The sequence below is a fragment of the Mucilaginibacter sp. genome, assembly GCF_035492695.1.
Classification (GTDB): Bacteria; Bacteroidota; Bacteroidia; order Sphingobacteriales; family Sphingobacteriaceae; genus Mucilaginibacter.
The window spans coordinates 32,568-55,361 of the sequence record NZ_DATJJC010000012.1; the positions used below are offsets into that span (position 1 = coordinate 32,568).

General features: G+C 45.0%; 23 protein-coding genes. 15 read left to right on the forward strand and 8 right to left on the reverse strand.

The genetic code is table 11. The features are described 5' to 3' along the window. The first annotated feature begins 32 nt into the window (after nucleotides 1-32). The 7 genes from VL525_RS06885 (at nucleotide 33) to VL525_RS06915 (ending at nucleotide 7,439) form a co-directional block, all read left to right on the forward strand. Entirely contained in the window at nucleotides 33-428 is a 396-nt protein-coding gene (locus VL525_RS06885; protein WP_325384739.1) for a (R)-mandelonitrile lyase, read from the forward strand. A 339-nt stretch (nucleotides 429-767) separates the two neighbouring features. Then, on the forward strand, nucleotides 768-2,114 hold the full coding sequence (locus VL525_RS06890) for a TolC family protein (RefSeq protein ID WP_325384741.1): 1,347 nt from the start codon (nucleotides 768-770) through the stop codon (nucleotides 2,112-2,114). 11 nt (nucleotides 2,115-2,125) lie between these two features. Beyond that, nucleotides 2,126-3,232: an efflux RND transporter periplasmic adaptor subunit gene (locus tag VL525_RS06895; RefSeq protein WP_325384743.1), complete on the forward strand. Its 1,107-nt coding sequence runs from the start codon at nucleotides 2,126-2,128 to the stop codon at nucleotides 3,230-3,232. Nucleotides 3,233-3,236: 4 nt separating this feature from the next. Beyond that, complete coding sequence (locus VL525_RS06900) at nucleotides 3,237-6,449, forward strand: efflux RND transporter permease subunit (RefSeq protein ID WP_325384745.1); 3,213 nt, start codon at nucleotides 3,237-3,239, stop codon at nucleotides 6,447-6,449. Between the two features lie 11 nt (nucleotides 6,450-6,460). After that, complete coding sequence (locus tag VL525_RS06905; protein WP_325384747.1) at nucleotides 6,461-6,760, forward strand: hypothetical protein; 300 nt, start codon at nucleotides 6,461-6,463, stop codon at nucleotides 6,758-6,760. Between the two features lie 20 nt (nucleotides 6,761-6,780). Beyond that, nucleotides 6,781-6,963, forward strand: coding sequence for a DUF2892 domain-containing protein (locus VL525_RS06910; RefSeq protein WP_325384749.1), 183 nt, complete (start codon nucleotides 6,781-6,783; stop codon nucleotides 6,961-6,963). Between the two features lie 2 nt (nucleotides 6,964-6,965). Then, nucleotides 6,966-7,439, forward strand: coding sequence for a DUF983 domain-containing protein (locus VL525_RS06915; protein WP_325384751.1), 474 nt, complete (start codon nucleotides 6,966-6,968; stop codon nucleotides 7,437-7,439). Here VL525_RS06915 and VL525_RS06920 read toward each other — a convergent pair. Next, nucleotides 7,409-7,933 (reverse strand): flavodoxin domain-containing protein, encoded by a 525-nt coding sequence (locus VL525_RS06920; protein WP_325384753.1) that lies wholly within the window; start codon nucleotides 7,931-7,933, stop codon nucleotides 7,409-7,411. The two genes, VL525_RS06915 and VL525_RS06920, sit on opposite strands and share 31 nt — an antisense overlap. Nucleotides 7,934-7,944: 11 nt before the next feature. Next, entirely contained in the window at nucleotides 7,945-10,374 is a 2,430-nt protein-coding gene (gene ppsA / locus VL525_RS06925) for a phosphoenolpyruvate synthase (RefSeq protein ID WP_325384755.1), read from the reverse strand. A gap of 145 nt (nucleotides 10,375-10,519) precedes the next feature. Here ppsA and VL525_RS06930 point away from each other — a divergent pair, with 145 nt between their 5' ends. The 4 genes from VL525_RS06930 to VL525_RS06945 all read left to right on the forward strand — a co-directional run bounded on the left by VL525_RS06930 (nucleotide 10,520) and on the right by VL525_RS06945 (nucleotide 14,235). Then, a complete protein-coding gene (locus tag VL525_RS06930; protein WP_325384757.1) occupies nucleotides 10,520-10,900 on the forward strand; it encodes a hypothetical protein in 381 nt (126 codons plus the stop codon). A 27-nt stretch (nucleotides 10,901-10,927) separates the two neighbouring features. Further along, the gene (locus VL525_RS06935) at nucleotides 10,928-12,337 is read left to right on the forward strand and encodes an MBL fold metallo-hydrolase (RefSeq protein WP_325384759.1); all 1,410 of its coding nucleotides are present in this window, start codon (nucleotides 10,928-10,930) and stop codon (nucleotides 12,335-12,337) included. Nucleotides 12,338-12,468: 131 nt separating this feature from the next. Further along, on the forward strand, nucleotides 12,469-13,329 hold the full coding sequence (locus VL525_RS06940) for a universal stress protein (protein ID WP_325384761.1): 861 nt from the start codon (nucleotides 12,469-12,471) through the stop codon (nucleotides 13,327-13,329). Nucleotides 13,330-13,368: 39 nt separating this feature from the next. Continuing rightward, on the forward strand, nucleotides 13,369-14,235 hold the full coding sequence (locus VL525_RS06945) for a universal stress protein (protein WP_325384763.1): 867 nt from the start codon (nucleotides 13,369-13,371) through the stop codon (nucleotides 14,233-14,235). Nucleotides 14,236-14,244: 9 nt separating this feature from the next. Here the strand turns inward: VL525_RS06945 and VL525_RS06950 are convergent, their stop codons facing one another. The 6 genes from VL525_RS06950 to VL525_RS06975 all read right to left on the reverse strand — a co-directional run bounded on the left by VL525_RS06950 (nucleotide 14,245) and on the right by VL525_RS06975 (nucleotide 17,823). Beyond that, nucleotides 14,245-14,757, reverse strand: a complete 513-nt coding sequence (locus VL525_RS06950; protein WP_325384765.1) for a hypothetical protein — start codon at nucleotides 14,755-14,757, stop codon at nucleotides 14,245-14,247. After that, entirely contained in the window at nucleotides 14,750-15,154 is a 405-nt protein-coding gene (locus tag VL525_RS06955) for a hypothetical protein (protein ID WP_325384767.1), read from the reverse strand. The genes VL525_RS06950 and VL525_RS06955 overlap by 8 nt, the downstream gene beginning before the upstream one ends. Nucleotides 15,155-15,164: 10 nt before the next feature. Next, the gene (locus VL525_RS06960; protein ID WP_325384769.1) at nucleotides 15,165-15,326 is read right to left on the reverse strand and encodes a hypothetical protein; all 162 of its coding nucleotides are present in this window, start codon (nucleotides 15,324-15,326) and stop codon (nucleotides 15,165-15,167) included. A gap of 81 nt (nucleotides 15,327-15,407) precedes the next feature. Further along, nucleotides 15,408-16,403 carry a zinc-dependent alcohol dehydrogenase family protein gene (locus tag VL525_RS06965; RefSeq protein ID WP_325384771.1) on the reverse strand — a complete coding sequence of 332 codons (996 nt, stop codon included), beginning with the start codon at nucleotides 16,401-16,403 and terminating at the stop codon, nucleotides 15,408-15,410. A gap of 150 nt (nucleotides 16,404-16,553) precedes the next feature. Then, complete coding sequence (locus VL525_RS06970) at nucleotides 16,554-16,991, reverse strand: Hsp20/alpha crystallin family protein (RefSeq protein WP_325384773.1); 438 nt, start codon at nucleotides 16,989-16,991, stop codon at nucleotides 16,554-16,556. Nucleotides 16,992-17,103: 112 nt separating this feature from the next. Continuing rightward, on the reverse strand, nucleotides 17,104-17,823 hold the full coding sequence (locus VL525_RS06975; protein ID WP_325384775.1) for a TIGR00730 family Rossman fold protein: 720 nt from the start codon (nucleotides 17,821-17,823) through the stop codon (nucleotides 17,104-17,106). A 178-nt stretch (nucleotides 17,824-18,001) separates the two neighbouring features. Here VL525_RS06975 and VL525_RS06980 point away from each other — a divergent pair, with 178 nt between their 5' ends. The 4 genes from VL525_RS06980 to hemN all read left to right on the forward strand — a co-directional run bounded on the left by VL525_RS06980 (nucleotide 18,002) and on the right by hemN (nucleotide 22,738). Next, on the forward strand, nucleotides 18,002-19,186 hold the full coding sequence (locus VL525_RS06980) for a PAS domain-containing sensor histidine kinase (RefSeq protein ID WP_325384777.1): 1,185 nt from the start codon (nucleotides 18,002-18,004) through the stop codon (nucleotides 19,184-19,186). A 2-nt stretch (nucleotides 19,187-19,188) separates the two neighbouring features. Beyond that, nucleotides 19,189-20,238 carry a response regulator gene (locus VL525_RS06985; RefSeq protein WP_325384779.1) on the forward strand — a complete coding sequence of 350 codons (1,050 nt, stop codon included), beginning with the start codon at nucleotides 19,189-19,191 and terminating at the stop codon, nucleotides 20,236-20,238. A gap of 83 nt (nucleotides 20,239-20,321) precedes the next feature. After that, nucleotides 20,322-21,371: a 2-hydroxyacid dehydrogenase gene (locus VL525_RS06990; RefSeq protein WP_325384781.1), complete on the forward strand. Its 1,050-nt coding sequence runs from the start codon at nucleotides 20,322-20,324 to the stop codon at nucleotides 21,369-21,371. Next, a complete protein-coding gene (gene hemN / locus VL525_RS06995; RefSeq protein ID WP_325384783.1) occupies nucleotides 21,368-22,738 on the forward strand; it encodes an oxygen-independent coproporphyrinogen III oxidase in 1,371 nt (456 codons plus the stop codon). The genes VL525_RS06990 and hemN overlap by 4 nt, the downstream gene beginning before the upstream one ends. Nucleotides 22,739-22,794 lie beyond the last annotated feature (56 nt).

Below are 22,794 nucleotides of genomic sequence, written 5' to 3' on the forward strand. Positions count from 1 at the left end.
TATTTTTATGTTGATAACAAACACGAATTATTATGGAGATCAAACGCAGCGGTTCACAGCCTTCGGGCAAAGGTCCTGCAGAATACTTTACCGGGCACGTACGTGTCGATCCGCTCAATAACCCGCCTGAGCCTTCCCGTGTGGCCATGGCGCATGTAACCTTTGAGCCGGGCGCACGTACGGCGTGGCATACACACCCCTTTGGGCAAACGCTGATCGTAACCTCGGGCTGCGGCTGGATACAGGCGGAGGGCGGTAAAAAAGAAGAGATCAAGCCGGGCGACGTGGTTTATTTTGAACCGAACGAAAAACATTGGCATGGCGCGACAGCAACCACCGGAATGAGCCACATTGCGGTACAGGAAAGACTGAACGGTTTGCCGGTGACCTGGATGGAACATGTGACCGACGAACAATACAATCAATAGCGATGCTGCCAATACCGGATTTCAAAGTTCACTTTGACGTATAGCGTAGCTTATCAGTTGAACATTAAGATAGTGTATTTCAAATAATACATGGCACCGGTGCAGGATATGGTTTAAAACGCCGGAACTGATGGAAAGCGGAGTTACCGTCGGTAATTATCCCCAAAGACTCATTGATTACCACATTTAATTTTTTTGTCAATTCCTGTTCATTTTATCGTTACAGGCAATATGCCTGTGGGTTATTCCCGGGGCTTTTATCTTCTTAATATTTGCTGGGTAACAAATGTTACCAAACAGTTTTTTTACCCGGGGTACTTTTGCTGCAAATTAAATGCAATGAGCAGCAATAAGAAGTATTTTATTTTATCCTCAATTACGGCAATTTTATTTTTTTCGTTACCGGTATTAAAAGCCGGTGCACAGGATAGCACAAGGAATTTAAGCCTGGATGAGGCAATAACAGCTACCCTGAACAATAACAAGGCCATCGAAATAGCTAAGCTGGATGAAAGCATCGCGATAGAGAATTATAAGCAAACCCAAGCCTTTTTTTTGCCAACTGTAGGTGTTTCCTATACCGCTATGACTACTAATGATCCGCTGAACGCGTTCGGCTTTAAGCTTGATCAGCGGGTGATCACACAAAACGATTTTGACCCCCGGTTACTAAACCATCCTTCAGGTACTCCGGATGTTATAACAAAGCTGGAGGTGCAGCAGCCCCTGTTGAATATGGATATGCTGTACATGCGCAAGGGCGCCGAAAAACAAACCGAGGTTTATCAATACAAAACCAAACGCACAAAAGAATATCTGACTTTCGAGATAAAGAAAGCCTTTATGCAATTGCAATTGGCGTATGAGGCTGCAAGGGTTTTGAACGAAGCGTTAAATACCGCAAAATCAGTCTATAAGTTTACGGACGATCATTACCTGCAGGGCCTTATCCAAAAGTCGGATCTGTTGAATGTGAACGTGCATTTGACAAGCATTGAAAGCAATCTCGCTAAAGCTCAAAGCAATATCCGTAATGCATCCGACTATCTCAGTTTATTAATGGGGGCAAAAACAGGCGTCGTATATAAAACGGATGGTCTTACAGCCGGTGGATTACAGTCTGCCGATACCACGCAAAAGGTCCCTGCTTCACGGGCCGATTTTATGGCAATGGAGAAAGCTATTGAAGCCTCTGATATGATGATCAGGTCGAACCAGTCAAGTTACCTGCCCAAATTGAATGCATTTGGCAACTACCAATATAATGATGCGCATTTAACAGGTTTTGGTGCAAACTCGTACCTGGTGGGTGTACAATTATCGTGGGATATCTTCAAAGGTAATTCAACAAAAAATAAGATCGCGGCTCAGAAACTTGAACGAGACAAGCTTTCCGCAGAGCTTGCACAGCAAAGAGATCAAAGTCACATGGACATCAGCAAGGCATACCGCGACCAGGCAGATGTACGGTTTGAAATAGGGCAGGAAAAAGCGGCTGTCGACCAGGCGGCGGAGTCGTTACGCATACTGCAGAACCGTTACCAGCAGGGACTTATCAATACTACTGATGTATTAACTGCCGAAACCCAATTGTCACAACAAAAATTTGCTTTGGCCCAAGCCATATTCACCCTGAATGTCAACAGGGCTTACATACAGTTATTAACCTCATCAACAAACAAGTAAAATTTTAAGATATGCGATCAGCTACTAATATATCCATCATAACACTAATTGCCGGGGCAGGTGCCCTGGTACTTGGTTCCTGTTCTTCAAACAAAAACGAGAGTGCCACATTGAATAACGGCCCGGCGATAGTTGTAACCGTTTCGACGCCATCGTCGGGCGAGCAGGATAACATTAATGTAAGCGGGCAAATTGAAGCCTCGCAGTCGGCCGGTATCAGCACAAGGGTGATGGGATACATCACCAAACTGAATGTGAAAGTTGGCGACCATGTAAACAAGGGTCAGCTGCTTGCAACCATAAGCAATGACGATATCCTTGCAAAAAGGGCACAGGCTGATGCGATGATAGCGCAGGCTGAAGCCGCATATAGTAATGCGAAAAAAGATTATGAACGTTTCAGCACTTTATACAAGCAGCAAAGCGCATCGGCAAAGGAGCTTGAAAATGTTACGCTGCAATACACTGCCGCAAAATCGGGACTGGAAACGGCAAAACAAATGCGCAATGAGGCCAATGCAGCACTCAATTATACCAATTTAACCGCGCCTTTTGACGGTATTGTTACGCAAAAAGCAGCGGATGCAGGCAATATGGCCAGCCCCGGCATGCCGATATTGACCATTGAACGCGCCGGCAGTTACCAGGTGCGGGCGTCAGTTCCCGAAAGCTCAATCGGGCAGATAAAACAGGGGAAAACGGCCACCGTATTTGTTAAGGCTATTGGTAAGACTATCAGCGGTAAAATAACCGAGGTGAGCCAATCGTCGCAATTTTCAGGGGGGCAGTACCTCATCAGGGTGAGTATCCCTGATAGTGAAAAAGCCGGTTTGTATGGTGGCATGTATGCCGATGTTTCTATCCCGGTAAAAAGTTCAGCAAAAGATAAAACAACTGGTGATGAAGTAATGGTACCACTCGGCTGTATTGAAAAAAAGGATGACCTGACAGGGCTTTATACCATTAGTGAAAACAATACGGCGCTGCTTCGCTGGGTGCGATTGGGTAAAGTGTATGGCAATAAGGTCGAAGTGCTTAGCGGACTGGCGAAGGATGAAAAATTTATTGAAAGCGCCGAAAGCAAATTATTTAATGGCGAACCTGTAAAAATCAAATAAGGGCATGGAAAAAGGATTTTCAGGAAAAATAGCAGGGGCTTTTCTACAATCGAAGCTTACGATACTGCTCATGATCGCCTTCTTATTGATAGGAGGCTACAGCACATTCTTGATCCCCCGCGAGGAGGAGCCGCAGATACAGGTGCCCATGGCCGATATTTTTATTGGCTACCCCGGTGCCGAACCCAAAGATGTGGAAACTAAAGTGGCTGCACCGCTCGAGAAAATGATCTCGAACGTAAAGGGAGTGGAATATGTCTATTCCACCTCAATGAAGGGGCAAGCCATGCTAATTGTCCAGTTTTATGTTGGCGAAGATGTTGAACGCTCGCTGGTAAAGCTATACAGCGAGTTAATGAAGAACATGGATAAAATGCCGCAAGGCGTTACTCTTCCGTTAATAAAGACACGGGCTATTGACGATGTACCTGTTTTAAGCCTGACCCTTTGGAGCGAAAAATATAATGATTACCAGTTAAGGCAGATCGGCCAGGAACTGACCAACGAGATCAAAAAAATAACCGATGTGTCAGATATCAAAATCATCGGCGGCCGCAGCCGCGAGGTAAAGGTTTTGCTCGACAAAAATAAAATGGCTGAAAATCATGTCGATTTTCTGTCGATAAACAAACAGATACACGGCAGCAATGCGCAAATGCAAAGCGGCGAACTGCTACAAAAGGATACGGCGTTTTCCGTCGAGACGGGGAATTTCCTGTCCGATGCTGATGACGTGGCAAACCTGGTAGTGGGTGCTAACCAGCAGCAACCTGTTTACCTGAAACAGGTTGCCAGGGTAGAAGAGGGGCCCGAAACATCCAGCCAGTATGTGTTGTTCGGCTATGGCCGTGCCGACACAACGAAAGCCAGAACTTTCAGTTCAAGCTACCCGGCCGTTACCCTGTCTATCGCAAAGAAAAAGGGTGCTGATGCAATGAAGTTGTCAGAACAGATACTTAAAAAAGTAGAATTGCTCAAAAAGGACCTGTTGCCCAACGACGTACAACTAACGGTTACCCGGAATTACGGTGAGACCGCCTCTGACAAGGTATCCGAACTATTATTCCACTTGTTTATTGCTATTGTGGTAGTAACCGTATTCGTCATGCTGGCCATGGGCTGGCGGGGTGGCCTGGTGGTTTTCTTATCCGTCCCAGTCACCTTCGCACTCACGCTGTTCAGTTATTATTTCCTGCATTATACACTCAACCGGATCACGCTGTTTGCCCTTGTATTTATAACGGGTATCGTGGTGGACGACTCGATTATCATTGCCGAAAATATGCACCGGCATTTTAAGATGAAGAAGTTACCACCCTTGCAGGCGGCTCTATATGCCATTAACGAAGTAGGCAATCCAACCATCCTGGCGACATTTACGGTTATCGCCGCGGTATTGCCCATGGCATTCGTATCCGGTTTGATGGGCCCGTATATGAGTCCTATGCCTATTGGGGCGTCTATCGCCATGCTTTTATCGCTCATCGTTGCATTGACGCTTACGCCTTACCTGGGATTTATATTTCTAAGAGAAAAAGAAAAGAAAGGCAGTGACCGCGAAGAGAGCAAACCGGTGCTGTTGGAACAGACCAGGATTTATAAAATATACAATTCTTTTATATACCCCCTGTTAGAAACCCGGTGGAAACGCTGGACATTTATCATGAGCATCGTCGCAATATTGTTCGCTTCGCTCTCTATGTTCTACACTAAAGCCGTAGCAGTAAAAATGCTGCCCTTTGATAACAAGAACGAGTTCCAGGTAGTGATAGACATGCCCGAGGGGACCACCCTTGAGAAGACACAAGCCGTTACGAAGGACATTGCAGATTACATCTCGAGACAACCACTGGTAAGAAATTATGAGGAATATATTGGCACGTCGGCCCCTATCAGTTTTAACGGACTGGTAAGGCATTACGACTTGCGAAGAGGCGATAACGTTGCTGATATACAGGTAAACCTGGTTGATAAAAAAGACAGGAGCATACAAAGCCATGCCATTGCCAAACTGATGCGCGGCCCGATACAGGCTATCGCTCAAAAATATAACGCTAATGTTAAAATGGTGGAAGTGCCGCCCGGGCCGCCGGTATTATCTACCCTGGTGGCGGAAATTTACGGGCCAAATTATAAAGAACAGATAAAGATAGCGAAACAGGTAAAAAGCCTGCTGAGCAAAACCGCTGATGTGGTAGATATCGATTGGATGGTTGAAGACGACCAGCCGGAATATCATATCGAGGTGGATAAGGAAAAAGCCATGCGATATGGTGTTGCTCCGGTACAGGTTGCCGCCACTGTTAATGCAGCTTTATCGGGCATGGTTGCAGGCAACATTTATCAGCCATCGTCCTATAATCAAACGGCTATAAAGCTTCAGCTAAGCGATGCCGATAAGTCGAGCCTGGATGATGTACTGGATCTGAAAGTAGTGGGTCTGCAAGGTAACGCCGTACCTATCCGCGACCTGGTTTCGGTGACTAGGCAGACCAGGCCGAAAAGTATTTATCGTAAAAATCAAAAAGAAGTGGTTTATGTATTGGCTGATATGGCCGGTAAACTGGAGAGCCCCTCTTATGCCATTTCCCACGTATCCGACAGCCTTAAAAATGTACATGTTCCGACGGGTTATACACTCACAGAGGAGTATACGCACCAACCCGAAATGGAGGATAACTATTCACTTAAATGGGATGGTGAATGGCAGATCACTTATGAAGTGTTCCGCGACCTGGGTATTGCCTTCGCGGTGGTGATCATCATGATCTATATACTGATCGTTGGCTGGTTCCAAAACTTTACCGTGCCGCTGGTGATGCTTGCCGCTATCCCATTATCACTGGTCGGTATTATTCTCGGGCATTGGATGCTTAACGCGTATTTCACGGCTACGTCGATGATCGGTTTTATCGCTCTGGCTGGCGTTATGGTCCGTAACTCGGTGCTGCTGATAGACTTTATTAATATAAGGCTGAGAGAAGGCATTCCGCTAAAGCAAGCGATCATTGAAGCAGGTGCGGTGCGTACTACGCCTATACTGCTGACTGCCGGTGCAGTTGCACTGGGCGCGGTTATTATCCTGTTCGATCCTATATTTCAGGGGCTTGCCATCTCATTAATGGGTGGGACGATCACTTCTACATTCCTTACCCTGCTGGTTGTGCCTTTACTATATTATAAAATGATGCGCAAAAAATACCCGGTTAATAAATAAACGATTGATATATGAAACTATTTATAGCAACATGTTTGAAAGAGTACAGGAAAGACGTTTTCAAACTTTTTAAAGAAGCCAGTATGACGGTTTACAGCGTCACAGATATTACAGGCATAAAGGAAGATAGCGCCCCTGATCTGTTGCAGGATTGGTTTGCCAGCGGCGATGAAAAATTCGATTCCATTATGATATTCTGTTTTACAAGTGAGGCTAACGCCAAAGCTGCAAAGGGACTAATAGCAAAGTATAATGAACAAAATAAAACGGGCTTCCCGGTCAGGTCGTTTATAGTACCTGTTGAAGAGTAAAAAGCAAAAAAACAAAAAACATGAAAGAAAGAATTATCCGTGCTGTGGCCGGCACCTTTGTACTGACCAGCATCGCACTGGCTTATTTTGTAAACGTCCACTGGATATGGCTGGGGGTTTTTGTGGGTGCTAACTTGCTGCAATCATCGTTTACCAAATTTTGCCCGTTGGAAAAAATACTGGATGCGTTTAAAATTGGTTAACAATGTCAATTAGGATGGAAATGGAAGATGCGAAAACAGATCGTCTGAAAATGTGGCCTGCCATAGTACATGCGCGATGCCCGCGCTGTAGGGTTGGAAAGATATTTACGAATCCGGCCTATAGTTTTAAGGGACAGAAAATACTGAAAGAATGTCCGCATTGTGGCATGGTTTATGAAAGGGAGCCCGGTTATTTTTATGCAGCCATGTATGTGGGTTATGCGTTTATAGTTGCCGAACTAGTAACGCTGGCAGTTGGTACTTCCATACTTACCGGGAGCGAAAATCCGTGGCTGTACCTATGCGTTATGCTGACTGTTGTGACGATGCTGGCACCGCTCAATTTCAGGTATTCGCGGGTACTATTGCTGCATTGGCTAACGCCTGGCTTACGCTATCATCCTGAATTGAGCCGCGAAAACGATAAACCTGGCAGTCAACACGATCAAAGCAAAGCTTCTGAATTGGAATATTGAAGCACGTTTTTGATGAGGGGATTGATATTTTCCCGTTTCATGCCGTCAAACCCTCTTCGCATCAGGGCCTTCTTCTCGGGGTCCTTTTCCATCATAGCACCCATTTTTATCATCAGCTTGTCAGTCCATGATAATTTGTTAACTATCACTCTGCCCCGGGCAAAATATATTAAACTCGCCCTGGCCAGTTCTTCCGGGATATTGGCTTTTATCACAGTTTCTTGTCTTGGCTTATCATCGTCAGGTACTGAGCTAACTATAAATAGAAATATCTTTTTACCCTGAAGTATTGCAGCGTTTTTATGCAGCCAGTCGCGTATCAGTAATTTGCCGACGTATACCGGACTTCCGATTATAATATAATCATAACCGGATAGATCACTTACCGACTGGTGGTCAGTATCAATCACGGGTAAATAAAGCGCCTCGGCAAGCCATGCTGCATATTGTGCGGTGGCGCCGTATTTTCCTTTATATATTATTACACCTTTCATTTGAGCTTAAATTAAAGCACCAGGGTTTTTAGCCTGGCGGTTTCATTTTTTGAGACAGTTACCTGCCGTTTATTCAATATCCCGTTAATATTATTTATGCCCGCTATCAAAGCATCCGGATTAAAGGCTATGCTATCAATACCCGCTTCCACCAATATTTGGGCGAAAGCTTTCGAATCGCTGGGTGCCTGGCCGCATAGCCCAACCTTGCGGTTCAACCTTTTGGCTTTTTCGATCATGGAAACTATCAGCTGCCTGCTCGCTGAATTCTGTTCGTCAAAAAGGTCGGCTATCAGCGCCGAATCGCGGTCGATACCAAGCGTTAATTGGGTAAGATCGTTTGAGCCGATAGAGAAGCCATCAAATATTTTGGCAAATTCTTCCGCCAGTATCACATTGCTCGGTATCTCGGCCATTACGAATATCTCGAGCCCGTTTTCGCCTTGCGTTAAGCCAAATTCCTTCATTTGGGCGATAACCTTTTTACCTTCTTCTACTGTTCTGCAAAACGGGATCATCAGTTTAACATTGGTCAGCCCCATTTCGTCTCTCACAATTTTCATCGCTTCACATTCCAGCCTGAACCCGTCGCGATACCGGGGATTATAATACCTTGATGCACCCCGAAATCCGATCATCGGATTTTCCTCCCTGGGTTCGAAATATTTCCCTCCTATCAATCCCGCATACTCGTTCGATTTAAAATCACTCATCCGCACGATAACTTCTTTCGGGAAAAATGCTGCTGCTATGGTTGCAACGCCCTGCGATAACTTATCGACAAAATATTCTTCCTTTTTGGGATAACGCGCAGTCAGTTTAGCAATTTCATCGCGCTCTGCTTCGCCGGTCACTTTATCAAAATTGATCAGCGCCAATGGATGCACCTTTACGTAGTTGCTGATGATAAATTCCATCCGCATCAGGCCGACGCCGCAGTTTGGGTAAAATGATAGCTGGAACGCCTTGTCAGGTTCGCCAATGATCAATTGTGGTTTAACTATTGCAGGTAATTCTATCGCACTCACATCAGTTGTAGTTTCTTCCCACAAACATTTGCCGCGGTATACAACCCCATCTTTACCTTCTGCACAACTCAGCGTTATCAGTTCCCCGTCCTGTATAGTTTGTGTGGCGTCTTCGGTGCCAACTATCGCCACAGCGCCCAGTTCGCGGGCTATAATGGCGGCATGACTGGTGCGCCCGCCTTTGTTAGTGACAATGCCGGCCACCTTTTTCAATATCGGGTCCCAGTCCGGGCTGGTCATGCCGGTCACTAAAATATCTCCCTCCTTAAGTTTGCCGGCTTCCTCCGGCGATGCCAGCAAGCGTGCGTAGCCCGAGGCGATCTTGCTGCCGATAGCTTCACCGCTGGTTATCACCTCGCCTTTTTGCTTTATTTTGTACGACGTTACTTCAAGTGATCTTTGCCTGCTGTGGACAGTTTCAGGTCTTGCCTGTATAATGTATATCTGGTGGTCGCAGCCATCTTTGGCCCATTCAAAATCCATGGGCTTTTGATAGTGATCTTCGATTATCAGCGCCCAGTTTGCAAGCTTTTCAACTTCCTTGTCATTCAGCACAAACTTTTCCTGCATATCTTGCGGCGTATCCTTGTTTGTGGTGGAATTCCCTTCATCACTTTCATCAGCATAAACCATCATCTTGCTTTTGCTGCCAAGGTTTTTTTGGAGGATGGCCCGTTTTTTATTTTTAAGCGACGGTTTAAACACCAGGAACTCATCGGGCGTTACCGTGCCCTGCACAATATTTTCACCAAGGCCCCAAACACCCGCCAGGTGGACCACATCCCTGAAGCCCGATTCGGGCTCGAGCGTAAACCCGACGCCCGAGCAGCCAATATCTGCCCGCACCATTTGTTGAACGCCTACCGATAAAAACACCTTGCTGTGGTCAAAGCCTTTATCTTCCCTGTATTTTATCGCCCTGTCGGTATACAACGAAGCATAACATCTTTTTACCGAATAGAGCAGATGGGTATGGCCCTGCACATTTAAATACGACTCATGCTGCCCTGCAAAACTGGCATCGGGCAGATCTTCTGCTGTCGCGCTGCTGCGGACCGCTACCTGCTGGTCGTTATTATCAAAAAGATAATCATAGGCGTCTGTTATGGCGAAACCAAGGTCAGCAGGGATATGCGCATCCATGATGAGTTTCCTGGCCCGGCTGCCGGTTTCGCTTAAATTTGAAAAATCCGTTCGGTTTAAGGCCTTCATCAGTTCACCGAGTTTGTCTTCCAGATCGTTACAGTTAATAAAATAGCGATATGCCGAAGCTGTGACGGCAAAGCCGTTGGGTATCAAAAGACCCTTTGCCGTTAGGTGACTAAACATTTCGCCCAACGACGCATTCTTCCCGCCTACTTCGGCAATATCATTAATGCCGGTGTCGCTAAATTTTTTTATGAATTTTTCCATAGCAGTCTTGCCGATTAGTCTCCCAAAGCTACGTGAGGCATATACCAAAGTGCATGACCATAGTCAGCAACAGATATGACTGATATCACTATTAAGTATGTGTTGGGTCATTACAAATAAGGGCGATACATGATAACCTTGTATTATGGAAAAGCTAAATATTAAACACATCGACAATTTGCATAATGATGCAATAAGGGGCCTCGACTTTTACTGGCAGGAGTTAACCATTCTAAGAAAACGTCTTGAAGAGATCGCTTCGGATAATACCAGCCATGAGGTTGCGGGACAGATAGAACATTTTCAAAACCAGTTCATTATCCACAACGAACAGATAGACGAGTTGCGGCACGCTTTTCATCAAAACTTTAAAGAAATGGAGGTGCAGCTTGTTGAAATGGCGGGGTTTGCCGATGAAAGCACCTTCGCAACGAATGAAGAGTTGTACGAAAGATATATTACCGAAGAAAGATTATTTAACGAGTTGCGTCACGACTTTAACCGCTTTGCGGCTAAATGGATGTAATTTCCTGTATTATAAACCGAGTTTCTAATGCATACGGAATCAAGTCAAAAGGCCGGCCGGGCCGTGTATTTGCAATCGCTTGGCGCAGCCGAAACCGTAACGGGTTCAAAGCATCTGCTCAGAACGCCTGGATTTAACTTATTGATAGATTGCGGGCTGTTCCAGGGAATAAAGTATTTGCGCGAGAAAAACTGGGAACCCTTACCGGTCGACCTGGCATCAATTGACGCGATGATACTTACCCATGCCCACCTCGATCATTGCGGTTACATTCCATTGCTTATTAAAAATGGATATAAGGGCAAGATCTTTATGAGCAAGCCCACGCGCGATCTGACCGAGTTGATATTAAGAGATAGTGCAAAGCTGCAGGAGGAAGACGCCTGGAAAGCAAACAAACACCGCTATACCAGGCATAACCCTGCAAAACCACTATACGATACCAGGGATGTAGAAGTGGCTTTGCCGCATTTTGTCACGATAGGGATGGACGAAGTTTGTAAACTGAATGATAATATCTGGTTCAAATTTTATTCAGCCGGCCACATACAGGGCGCCTGCTCGGTTGAAGTTAGCTGCTACGGAAAAACCATCGTTTTTTCCGGGGATATTGGCCGGTACCATTCCGAATTGCTTCACCCGCCGGACCATCCTGCCTCCGCCGATTTTGTGATCATGGAATCGACTTATGGCGACCGCCTGCACGAAAAAGGGGATGTAGCCGATGAACTGGCAATGGTAATTAATAATACGATTACAAAAGGTGGGAATATACTTATACCGTGTTTTGCAGTCGGTCGTGCACAGGAGGTGATTCATCTTTTGTACAGGCTGAAAACAAAAAAAGCCATACCGCCAATTATACCGGTTTATCTTGATAGTCCGATGGCTGCCTCGGCAGATAAAAGTCTATTGAAATACCCGGAGTGGCTTACTGTCGGCCAAAAAGAATGCACTCAAATGTTCACTGGTATTACGATCAACCAGGACTACGATGGCACCGGACAGATCATTCGGCACAAAGGAAGTAAGATAATACTTGCAGCCAGCGGGATGCTATCGGGTGGCCGGGTGCTGGAGTATTTAAAACATTACCTTACTAATTCAAAAAATACCATTTTGATCATGGGTTTCCAGGCTGGCGGTACGCGCGGCAGGGCATTGTTAAACGGAGCGTATGAGTTAAAGATACATGGCCAATATTATCCGGTAAGGGCAAATGTAAAGGAGATCGGCGGTTTATCTGCCCATGCTGATCAGCACGAACTGCTTACCTGGCTGAAGGGGTTTACCCCGAGACCAAAACATGTTTACCTCGTTCATGGCGAGCCGTCGGCGATGGACGCCTTAAGGGTAAAGATCAAGGATGAATTAAACGTTGAACCTGTGATCCCCAAAGAAGATCAAAAACTGCTTCTTTTCAATTTGAAAGACTAAAAACAGTACGTCTTCGGATAGTCCAACCGGTCAATAAGGGTAAAAGCAAATGGTGCTTTATATCAAATACTTAAGTGACGCCCATCATTCAGGATATTACTCTTAAACAGAATATTTGTTCAGCAAAACTTATGATGATGAAAAATATTCTTGTCCTTACCGATTTTTCCGAAAACGCTGCATCGGCTGCAGAAGCAGGCCTGCAGCTTGCCGGAAAGCTGCATACAGACCTGTTGCTATTTAACACTTACATCGACTATAAAACCATTACGTCGTATGCCGGTGGCGGGTGGGCTGCGGACGGATTTTCCGAAAGGCAGCAACGCAGTAAAATTGGCCTTCAAACCCTAACCGAAGGCTTAGAGTCTTTAAGCTATCAGCTAAGCCCGGAGGACCACAAGCCAGCTATCAATACCGAATCTGACGATAGCGACCTGGGGCTCGATGTAGCCGATATTATTCGTCAAAAAGACGTTGAAATGGTTGTAATGGGCGCACGGGCGGGCACAGAAAGCGACCTGATGTTTGGCGCCGACACAAATGCAGTGATAGAGTATTCAACACGCCCGGTTTTGGTTACCCCATCAGGAACTAAATTAAACGATATCCATAAAATAGTTTTTGCCACCAACTTTGAAAAAGCCGACCTGGAAGCTATTCGCTTTTTAAGCAAATTAGGGAATTTGTTCCATTATAAACTGGAAATTATCCATGTATCTGACCCCGAAAAAAACGGCGCCGACGACGAGGAAGCTGAATTTGCTGTCGGCCTTGCTAAAATAAAGTATACCGGCCTGCAATATCACAAGATCAATGGTAAAGACGTAATAAACAGGTTAAACCGTTTTGTAACAGAAATACCGGGCACCATGCTGGCAATGGTACATGTTCAAAATTCGTTCCTGGTGCGCCTGTTCAGGCATAGTACAGTAAAAAAAGCCCTGACGGATCAGAAAATTCCACTACTCGTTTTTCCATCGAAGATGAAATAAAATGACTGCATTTAGTTCAAATATTAAAATAGAATAGCCATGAAAACTATATTGATACTGACCGACTTTTCAGAGAACGCAGCACATGCAGCCCTTTCGGGTGTGATGCTTGGAAAAAAAATACATGCCAATCTTTTGCTTTTTAATGCCAATGTGGCCCAACCGGTGGCGCCGGCCTATGCGGGTGGCGTCACCGTGATTGATAATATCAGCTATATGGACGAGGAAAATAAGCGCCAGCTTCAACAACTTGCCGACTCGCTTAAGCCTTTCTTGCCGCAAGAGGGAACGGAATGGAAACCGTCCATACATATCGAGGAGGGACTTGGCGGACTTGCCATGCAGGTTAAAAACCTCATCAGGGAAAAGGAAATCGAAATGGTTGTTATGGGTGCACGGACAGGCAGCGGCATCGACCATCTTTTAACCGGTAGCGATACTTACGCGGTAATTGATGGTTCAAAAAGGCCGGTACTCATCGTTCCGACCGAAACTGATATTGCACACCTGAGAAAAGTGGTTTTTGCGACTAATTTTGTTGAAGCGGACGTCAAGGCTATCCATTACCTTATCAAACTCGCACACATTTTCAATTATCATCTCGAGATCGTTCACATCAATTTACTGGGTGAAGATGATATTACAAAAGATCTGCGGAAAACAGAATTCATGAAACATATTCAGCGATTGAGGTATACCAGCATTACGATCAAAGAGCTTTATGGAAAAGATGTAACCGGCCGCCTGAACAAATATTGCGAAGAATCGGGAACGGACCTGCTATCCTTTACACATTATAAAAATTCGCTGTTTTCAATTCTTTTCCGGCAGAGTACAACCAAGAAAGCAATATCCAGGCAAAAAGTGCCATTGCTGGTATTTCCTTCAAAAAACGAACAAGATTGATGAACGGTTTTAAACATGGTCTTTTATCTTTCTGATCCTGGCGCTAATTGAAGGAATGTTCTCGGTCTCGAGTCGGGTAATGATGTGCATAAGGTCCTTTTTATAATGAGGTTGCGCCAACGTGATCTGGTAAAGGCCTTGCAAGGCGTTTACGCGCACTATCCGTGAGTTTGATGCACATTCGACCCAATTTACCAGCATGTGCCACGCCTGTCTCAACTCGTTTTGTTCTAACCTGAGGCGGGGAATAAGCAGAGCTAAATGCCATTTTATTTCTTTATGCTCTGCCTTTTCTAATAGTTCCAGGATATCGGTTGAGTATTTTGACAAGTATGCAGGTCTCGAAATAGTGACCTTCTCGACAGCATCAATTGCACGCATGGCTATTACCCTATTTGGGCTGCATATCATCCTGAATAATTCATCAAACTCATCCTGGTTATGTATGGCTAAAACAACTTTATTATTTTCGCCGATCGACCTCAGGTCGCCTCCCGATAATAATTGTTCAAGATCATTCATGTGATGCTTCAAGTTGGTTAAGAATATATCCATTCAAGACCAGCACTAACCCGATAGAACCCAAAAGGTAATGAAAAAAACTTGTTGTTTGAATTATCAGCATCTGTATAATGATCCAGCTAAAAAGTACAGCCCCCTGCAGCATAACAAACAGGCAATATAGTTTTGAGCCACACAGCACGGTGATAAGTGTCCAAAGGCCCAGGAAGCCAACAAATATCAGCAAAAATAATCCCGGGATAAAATAATCAGGGAACATCGAATGTTGAAGCAGGGCGGGTGGCAGATGCAGTGTGCTTCCGTCCGGAAACATGACCAGTTTTAGCCCACCATAAATGGCACCGCCTGCACTGAATAATAATAGTGCGGTTGTCACGATTCGTAAGAATTGTTTCATCGCCGGGAAGTTAAATGCTGATACCCGACTTTTTCATCTCTTTGGCAAGTTTTGCAGGAATAGGTCTGCACGAACAGTTTTTCCGATGTTCGAGATGCCAGGCTGCACGTTGTTCAAATGTGGCGTTCCTTGGCATCGGGTGACTTAAATGCCATTCTTTGTTAAACTTCATGATGCTTTTTTCCCTGGCAATTAAGTACAAAAAAAGAAGACGCGGAATGACGGCTGTCAAGCCAAAAAATGATCGTGGCGTCTATTTGGCATCCATCACCAATACTGCGGCGCCTTTTACCAGGCCTTTTCTAAGCCGGGCAATAGCTTCATTTGCCTGTGACAGAGGATACAGTTCTGTTTGGGTATTCACGGTAATAGATTTTAGTAGATCAAAAAAGTCGAGTCCGTCTTGCCGGGTCAGGTTGGCCACCGACCGTACTACCCGTTCTTCCCAAAGCAGATCGTACGAAAAAGCGGGTATTTCGCTCATGTGGATACCACCGCAAATAACGGTTCCGCCCCTGTCCACATCTTGCAAAGCTTTGGGTATCAGCTCGCCTGCAGATGCAAAAATAATGGCCGCGTCGAGCTTCCCGGGTGGGGTATCACTGCTGCCGCCAACCCAAAAAGCGCCCAGGTCTCGTGCGAACGATTGCGATTTTACATCGCCGTCCCTTGTAAATGCAAACACCTTTTTGTCCTGTGCTTTTGCTATCTGTATCAAGATATGAGCGGCAGCGCCAAAGCCGTACATGCCTATATTTTTCGCACCAGCATCTATCATGTGATACGACCGGAAACCTATCAACCCGGCACAAAGCAACGGGGCGGAAGCTGCATTGTGATACTGATCGGATAGCTTGAAACAATATTGTTCGTAAGCCACCGTATATTCAGCATAACCACCGTCTATGGTGTACCCGGTAAATTTTGCATTCTCACACAAGTTTTCCTTTCCTTTTTTGCAATACCTGCATTTTCCGCAGGTATAACCCAGCCATGGGACGCCCACCAGATCGTTAACACTAATAGCATCCACTCCCGCACCAACCGCAGCTACTGTCCCTATGATCTCATGACCGGGAATCAGAGGTAATTTCGGTTCTGTCAGCTCCCCGTCCATTACATGAAGATCGGTACGGCAAATGCCACATGCCAGCACCCTGATAAGCACCTGACCAGCGGCAGGCACAGGAACCGGCAATTCTTTCAATGTCAAAGCCTGCCCGGGCTTTTCCAACACCATAGCTTTCATTGTAAATGTGTTTATTGAATTAAGTAATGAATATACCTGTATTTTATCTAACCATAACAATTCGCCCGGGGGTAGGGCGTAAATAAGAAGCGCCCGTCATCGGGCGCTTCTTCACTTAATTGATTGATTTGAAAATGGCAGGCTGAAAGATCAATTTATCTTTACCTCTTTTTTTGAGACAGCCGCTTTGCCTGATTTCTTCAGATCGATAGTAAGCAGCCCATCGCGGTACCTGGCGTTAATAGCGTCTTCCTCTACGTTATCCGGTAAGGTGAATGTACGGGTAAAAGAAGAACACGAAAATTCACGACGGGTGTAATTGTCCTTTTCTTCATTACGCTCTGTGCTTGTCTCGGCGCTGATGGTTAACAGCCCGTTCTCGGTTGTTATCTTAAAATCATTTTTGTTAAAGCCCGGGGCGGCTACTTCCACCTCGTAATGGCCTTTCGCGTCTTTAATGTTTACCGCCGGGAGTGTTTCCCCGTTAAATAATGTTTTGTCGAAGAACTTGTCGGTGTTCCAGAAATCTTCCATCATCGACCTCAATGATGAAAATCCGTTTGGTTTGGTTTTTACTAAAGTTGACATAACGACTAATATTTAAAGTTTATGTTATAAAGGTCGGAACATCTGAATTTTTTTACCATGACGGTCATCAACGATTAGGATGATTGTTATCATAATATGGATTGGCATTACATTATTCGCGTTCAAACAGCCATTTCATCGGCCTTACTTTTTGTTTGGGCTTGAGGTTATATTGGTTAATGCTTTTCTCGATGATCAATGCTTTAGCCTCTTCGATGTCATCAGTAACCAGGAACAAATGGTCATCGTGTTCGCCAATAGTTGCATTGGTTTTCATCTGGTCGATGTGTGCCAGCAATTCTTTGTGATATTCTTTGCCAAAAATAATGATGGGGAAATTTTTGATCTTACGCGTTTGAATTAACGTAAGCGCTTCAAAATACTCGTCCATCGTTCCAAATCCGCCAGGCATTACCACAAATGCGAACGAATATTTTACCAGCAGTATTTTGCGAAGGAAAAAATGTTTAACGTCGACCCATTTATCCAGGTACGGATTCGGTTTTTGTTCCACCGGTAATTGAATATTACACGCAACCGAGCGGCCCCCAACTTCCTTGGCGCCCCTGTTTGCAGCTTCCATAAGGCCCGGGCCGCCGCCTGTCATTATCGTAAAGCCCAGTTTGGCAAAAGCTGCTGCTGCCTCCCTCGTGAGTTCATAGTATGGATGTCCTTCTTTGAAACGCGCCGAACCAAATATGGTAATGCAGGGCCCTATAAAATGCAGGGCCCGAAACCCGCGTATAAATTCAACCATAGTTTCCAGGGTGAATTTAAGCTCTTTTAACCGGGAATGCGGCCCATCAAGAAATACGATCTCCGATTTGTCCATAAAGCAATATTAAATCTATTACAAACTTCAGTGTTATGCGGGTTATCCTCAATGACCCGTATCACGTAACTTTATGACTGAACTAATCGAAAAAAATGACACTTGTCATTTTTTAAAATAACATAAAGCATTCTTGATAACCTAATGCATTTTAGATATTTGTGATAAATATCATTTTATGGAAAGTACCGCGTTGCTAAAAGCTATTATTGAAAATGCTATTGACGGGATCATTACCATTGACGAGCGTGGTCATATTGAATCAATAAATCCGGCTGCATGTAACCTTTTTCAGTACACGCCCGGAGAGGTTATCGGCAAGAACATTTCTGTACTCATGCCTTCTCCCGACCGGGAAAGGCATGACGGGTATTTAGCCAGGTACCAGCGTACTCATGATCCGCATATTATAGGCATCGGACGTGAAGTAAAAGGGCTTAAAAAAGACGGTTCAGTTTTCCCGTTTCGGCTGGGTGTAAGCGAAGTGCAATTCCTGGGCCGGAAAATATATAATGGATTTATTCACGACCTTACCCGCGAAAAGGATGCGGAGGAAAGGCTCAGGGAATATGCGGCCAAATTGGAAGAACTTGTTGATGAACGTACCGAGTCGCTGAAGGAGACAGTGCTGGCGCTCCAGGCAGCGAAAGAAGAGGTAAGCTTATCGCTGGAAAAGGAGAAGGAGCTTAGCCAGTTAAAAAGCCGCTTCGTTTCCATGGCGTCACACGAGTTCAGGACACCTTTAAGTGCTATCCAGCTTTCATCAGTGCTTATCGAAAAATATTCTGCACAACATGATAATGGCAATATTGCCAAGCATATCGAAAAAATCAAAAATTCAGTCCGTAACCTTACCTCGATATTAAATGATTTTCTTTCATTGGAAAAGCTGGAAGCGGGAAAGGTAGAACCGGTTTTTGTTACATTTGATATAGTGAAATTTTCCGAAGAGATTATCGAAGAAATGCAGCTTGTAGCCAAGCAGAACCAGTTGATCGTTTATGAACATACCGGAACTGAAAGCATTACAAAACTGGACCAGGCCCTACTGAAAAATTGTATCATCAACCTGATCGGCAACGCGATCAAGTATTCGGGCGAGAATACTTTTATCGAATTCAATACCGAAATAACCGAAAAGCAACTGGTAATAACCGTAAAAGATAACGGCATAGGTATACCGGAAAACGATCAAAAACACCTTTTCGAAGCTTTCTTCAGGGCGCATAATACGGGCAATATACCCGGTACAGGCCTCGGTTTGAATATCGTGACACGATATGCCAACCTAATGAACGGAAAAATTAAATTTCAGAGTAAAGTAAATAAAGGCACATCATTCACTATCTCTTTTCCTCAATAATTATGAAAACGATCCTGATCATCGAAGACAACACAGACATTCGCGAGAACACCGCTGAAATACTGGAACTTGCCGGTTATAAAGTGTTACAGAGCGTCAACGGCAAGGACGGTGTCGACCTCGCCTACCAGCACAAGCCAGACGTGATCTTATGCGATATCATGATGCCTGAACTGGATGGTTACGGCGTTTTGTATATGCTGAGTAAAAATGCCGAGGTGGCCTCGATACCATTCATATTCCTGACAGCTAAAGCCGAACGGATAGATTTCAGAAAGGGGATGGAAATGGGCGCCGATGATTACCTGACCAAGCCTTTTGATGATATAGAACTTTTGAATGCGATTGAAAGCAGGTTGGAGAAGAAGCGGAAACAGGAGGAGTTTTACAGCAAATCATTACAAAGCCTGGAGAAACTATCGGCGGGAAACGGGCATGGGATGGCTGAACTAAAAGCGATGATAGCGGGGAGGAAGATACGCCAGATAAAGAAAAAGCAGATTTTATATTACGAAGGGGACCAGCCGCAGGGTATTTACCTTGTAATTGAAGGCACGGTGAGGACATTTAAACTGGCCGAGGATGGCAGGGAGCTGATGATGGGTTTGTACAAACCAGATGACTACCTTGGCGTGCATGCTTTGTTACTGGAAGAGCCATTTACAGAGACAGCCGAAGCCGTGGATGACGCAGCCGTTTGCCTTTTACCTAAGGATGCTATAATAAACCTGGTAAACCGGTATCCTGATATTACACTGCAATTCATCAAAATACTGGCGAATAACATTCGCGAAAAGGAGGACCAATTGCTTGAACTGGCGTATAATTCAGTTAGGAAAAGGCTGGCGCAGGTGTTGGTGAGGCTAAGCAAACAGTTCGCCGACCCTTCTCAGTTCAAAATATCAAGGGACGAACTGGCATCAATGGCAGGTATGGCTACCGAAACAGTGAGCCGTACGCTGAGCGATTTTAAAGATGAAAAATTGATAGAGAAAAAGGGCAGCCACATACAAATACTAAACCTGGAAAAGCTTGCTAAAATGAAAAACTGACGAATATCACTTTTCTTACTGACTATTCTCATAGTGCAGCTGTACCGGCAGAGCTAATTTTGTTCAAATAAATTCTGTCGAAAATGAAGGTAGTTGCCTATAGTATAAAGCCATTTGAAAAGGAGTTTCTTGCGAGAGCCAATCAAAAGAAACACGATATAACGCTTATATCGAACCCTTTGGGTCCTGAAACGGCTTCATTTGCTGCAGGTAAAGATGCCGTCATAGTTTTTACAAATGACGATGTATCAGCGGGTGTGATAGATAAACTGGCTGATTTTGGCATCAAATATATTACAACAAGGTCTTCGGGTACTGATCATATTGACAAAAACGCCGCTGAAAAAAGAAGCATAAAACTGGCTAATGTCCCGGCATACTCACCCGAGGCCATTGCCGAACAGGCGGTTGCACTCGCACTTGCACTTAACCGCAGACTGGTCAAAGCTAATGAACAAAGCCATAATTTCGACTTCAGGCTGGATAACCTTATAGGCTTTAATTTTCACGGAAAAACAGTAGGTATTATTGGACTTGGAAAGACCGGCCTGGCCGCCGCCGCAATTTTCAACGGATTTGGCTGCCAGGTGCTTGGACATGATATATTGCCCCCGGAAAATGTTGAGAATATTAAATTAACCGATCTTAATAAACTGTTTTCGGAGTCGGATATTATTTCGATCCATGTACCGCTTACTGACCAGACCAGGCACCTGATCAACAAGGACTCAATAGCATTGATGAAGGATGGTGTAATGATCATCAATACTTCAAGGGGAGGCCTGGTCCAGACAACAGATGTACTAACCGCGCTTGATAATGGGAAAATAGGATACCTTGGATTGGATGTATATGAGTTTGAAAAGGGACTTTTTTTTGCAGACCATGAAGATGACAAACAGAAAGATGCCTTACTCAAAAAGTTAATGGCTCATTCCAATGTGCTAATTACGCCGCACCAGGGGTTTCTGACCAGGGAGGCCCTGCAGGAGATCGCTAATCAGACCATCATTAACCTGGATTTGTGGCAGCAGGAAAAATGCGTTGGTGATGCCTGTGCAGGTAACAAGAAATGCAAACAAAAAACCGACGATGTGCCAATAAATATAGACCATATTAATCTTTTGCCATGAACCCGCTGCCCAAACGCCTGATCGAGAAATACAATGTAGCCGCTCCGCGGTATACCAGCTATCCCACAGTACCTTACTGGAGCAAGGAACCTTTCAATAAAGTGCAATGGGGGGAGGCTGTAAAGGGGGCTTTTGATGCCACGAATAATGAAGACGGCATAAGCTTGTACCTTCACCTGCCGTTTTGCGAAAGCCTTTGCACCTATTGCGGCTGTAATACCAGGATAACCAAAAACCATGGCGTAGAAGAGCCCTATATCAATGCGTTACTGAAAGAATGGGATATGTACCGCAAAATATTCGATGGTAAGCCTGTGCTGCGCGAAATTCACCTGGGGGGCGGAACGCCTACATTTTTCAGTCCCGGGAATCTTAATTTATTGATCAATGGGATACTAAAGGATTCCATCGTTCATCCACAAGCCGATTTTGGCTTCGAGGGGCATCCGGCCAATACTACTTTCGAACATCTGGAAACATTATATGAACTTGGCTTTCGCAGGGTTAGCTTTGGGATACAGGATTTCGACCCCAGGGTGCAATTTATTATCAACCGCATTCAAACCTTTGAACAGGTTAAGGATGTAACCGAACAGGCCAGGCAGATAGGGTATACCTCGGTAAACTATGATCTGATATACGGCCTGCCCTTGCAAACAAAGGAAAGCCTGGTGGATACCATTGAAAAAGTAAGTTTACTGATGCCGGATCGCATTGCGTTTTATAGCTATGCGCATGTGCCATGGGTAAAACCCGGACAACGGCGCTTTACCGAAGAGCATCTCCCCTCGCCGGAGGAAAAAAGAGCATTATACGGCCTTGGCCACCGTTTGCTTACCGGGCTCGGCTATCATGACATTGGCATGGACCATTTTGCCCTTTCAACTGACAGTCTTTATAAGGCTGAGCGGTCAAAACACCTGCACCGCAATTTTATGGGATATACACACCAATATACCCGGCTGATGGTCGGGCTCGGTGTATCTTCTATCAGTGACACCTGGGATGCTTATGCCCAAAATGTCAAGAAGGTTGAAGAATATATTGCCGTAGTGGGCAACGGCGAATTACCGGTTGTAAAAGGTCATTTTCTGACAGACGAGGACATGGTCATTCGCAAACATATTCTCGACATTATGTGCAAAGGCGAAACCTTTTGGGATTTTCATGAGGAGCCTTGCTATGCGTTGTTTGAGGGCCTGGAACGCATGCAGCAGCTTGCGGACGACGACCTGATCGAATTAAGTTCTTATAAACTTACGGTAACACCTACCGGCAAAAGATTTCTGCGAAATATCTGTATGGCGTTAGACGCCAGGCTTTGGGCCGATCAGCCGTCGACGCAATTATTCAGCATGGCCGGATAGGAAAAACACCGTTATAAATCAAGACAAAAGGGCCTGTCAATAATTATTGACAGGCC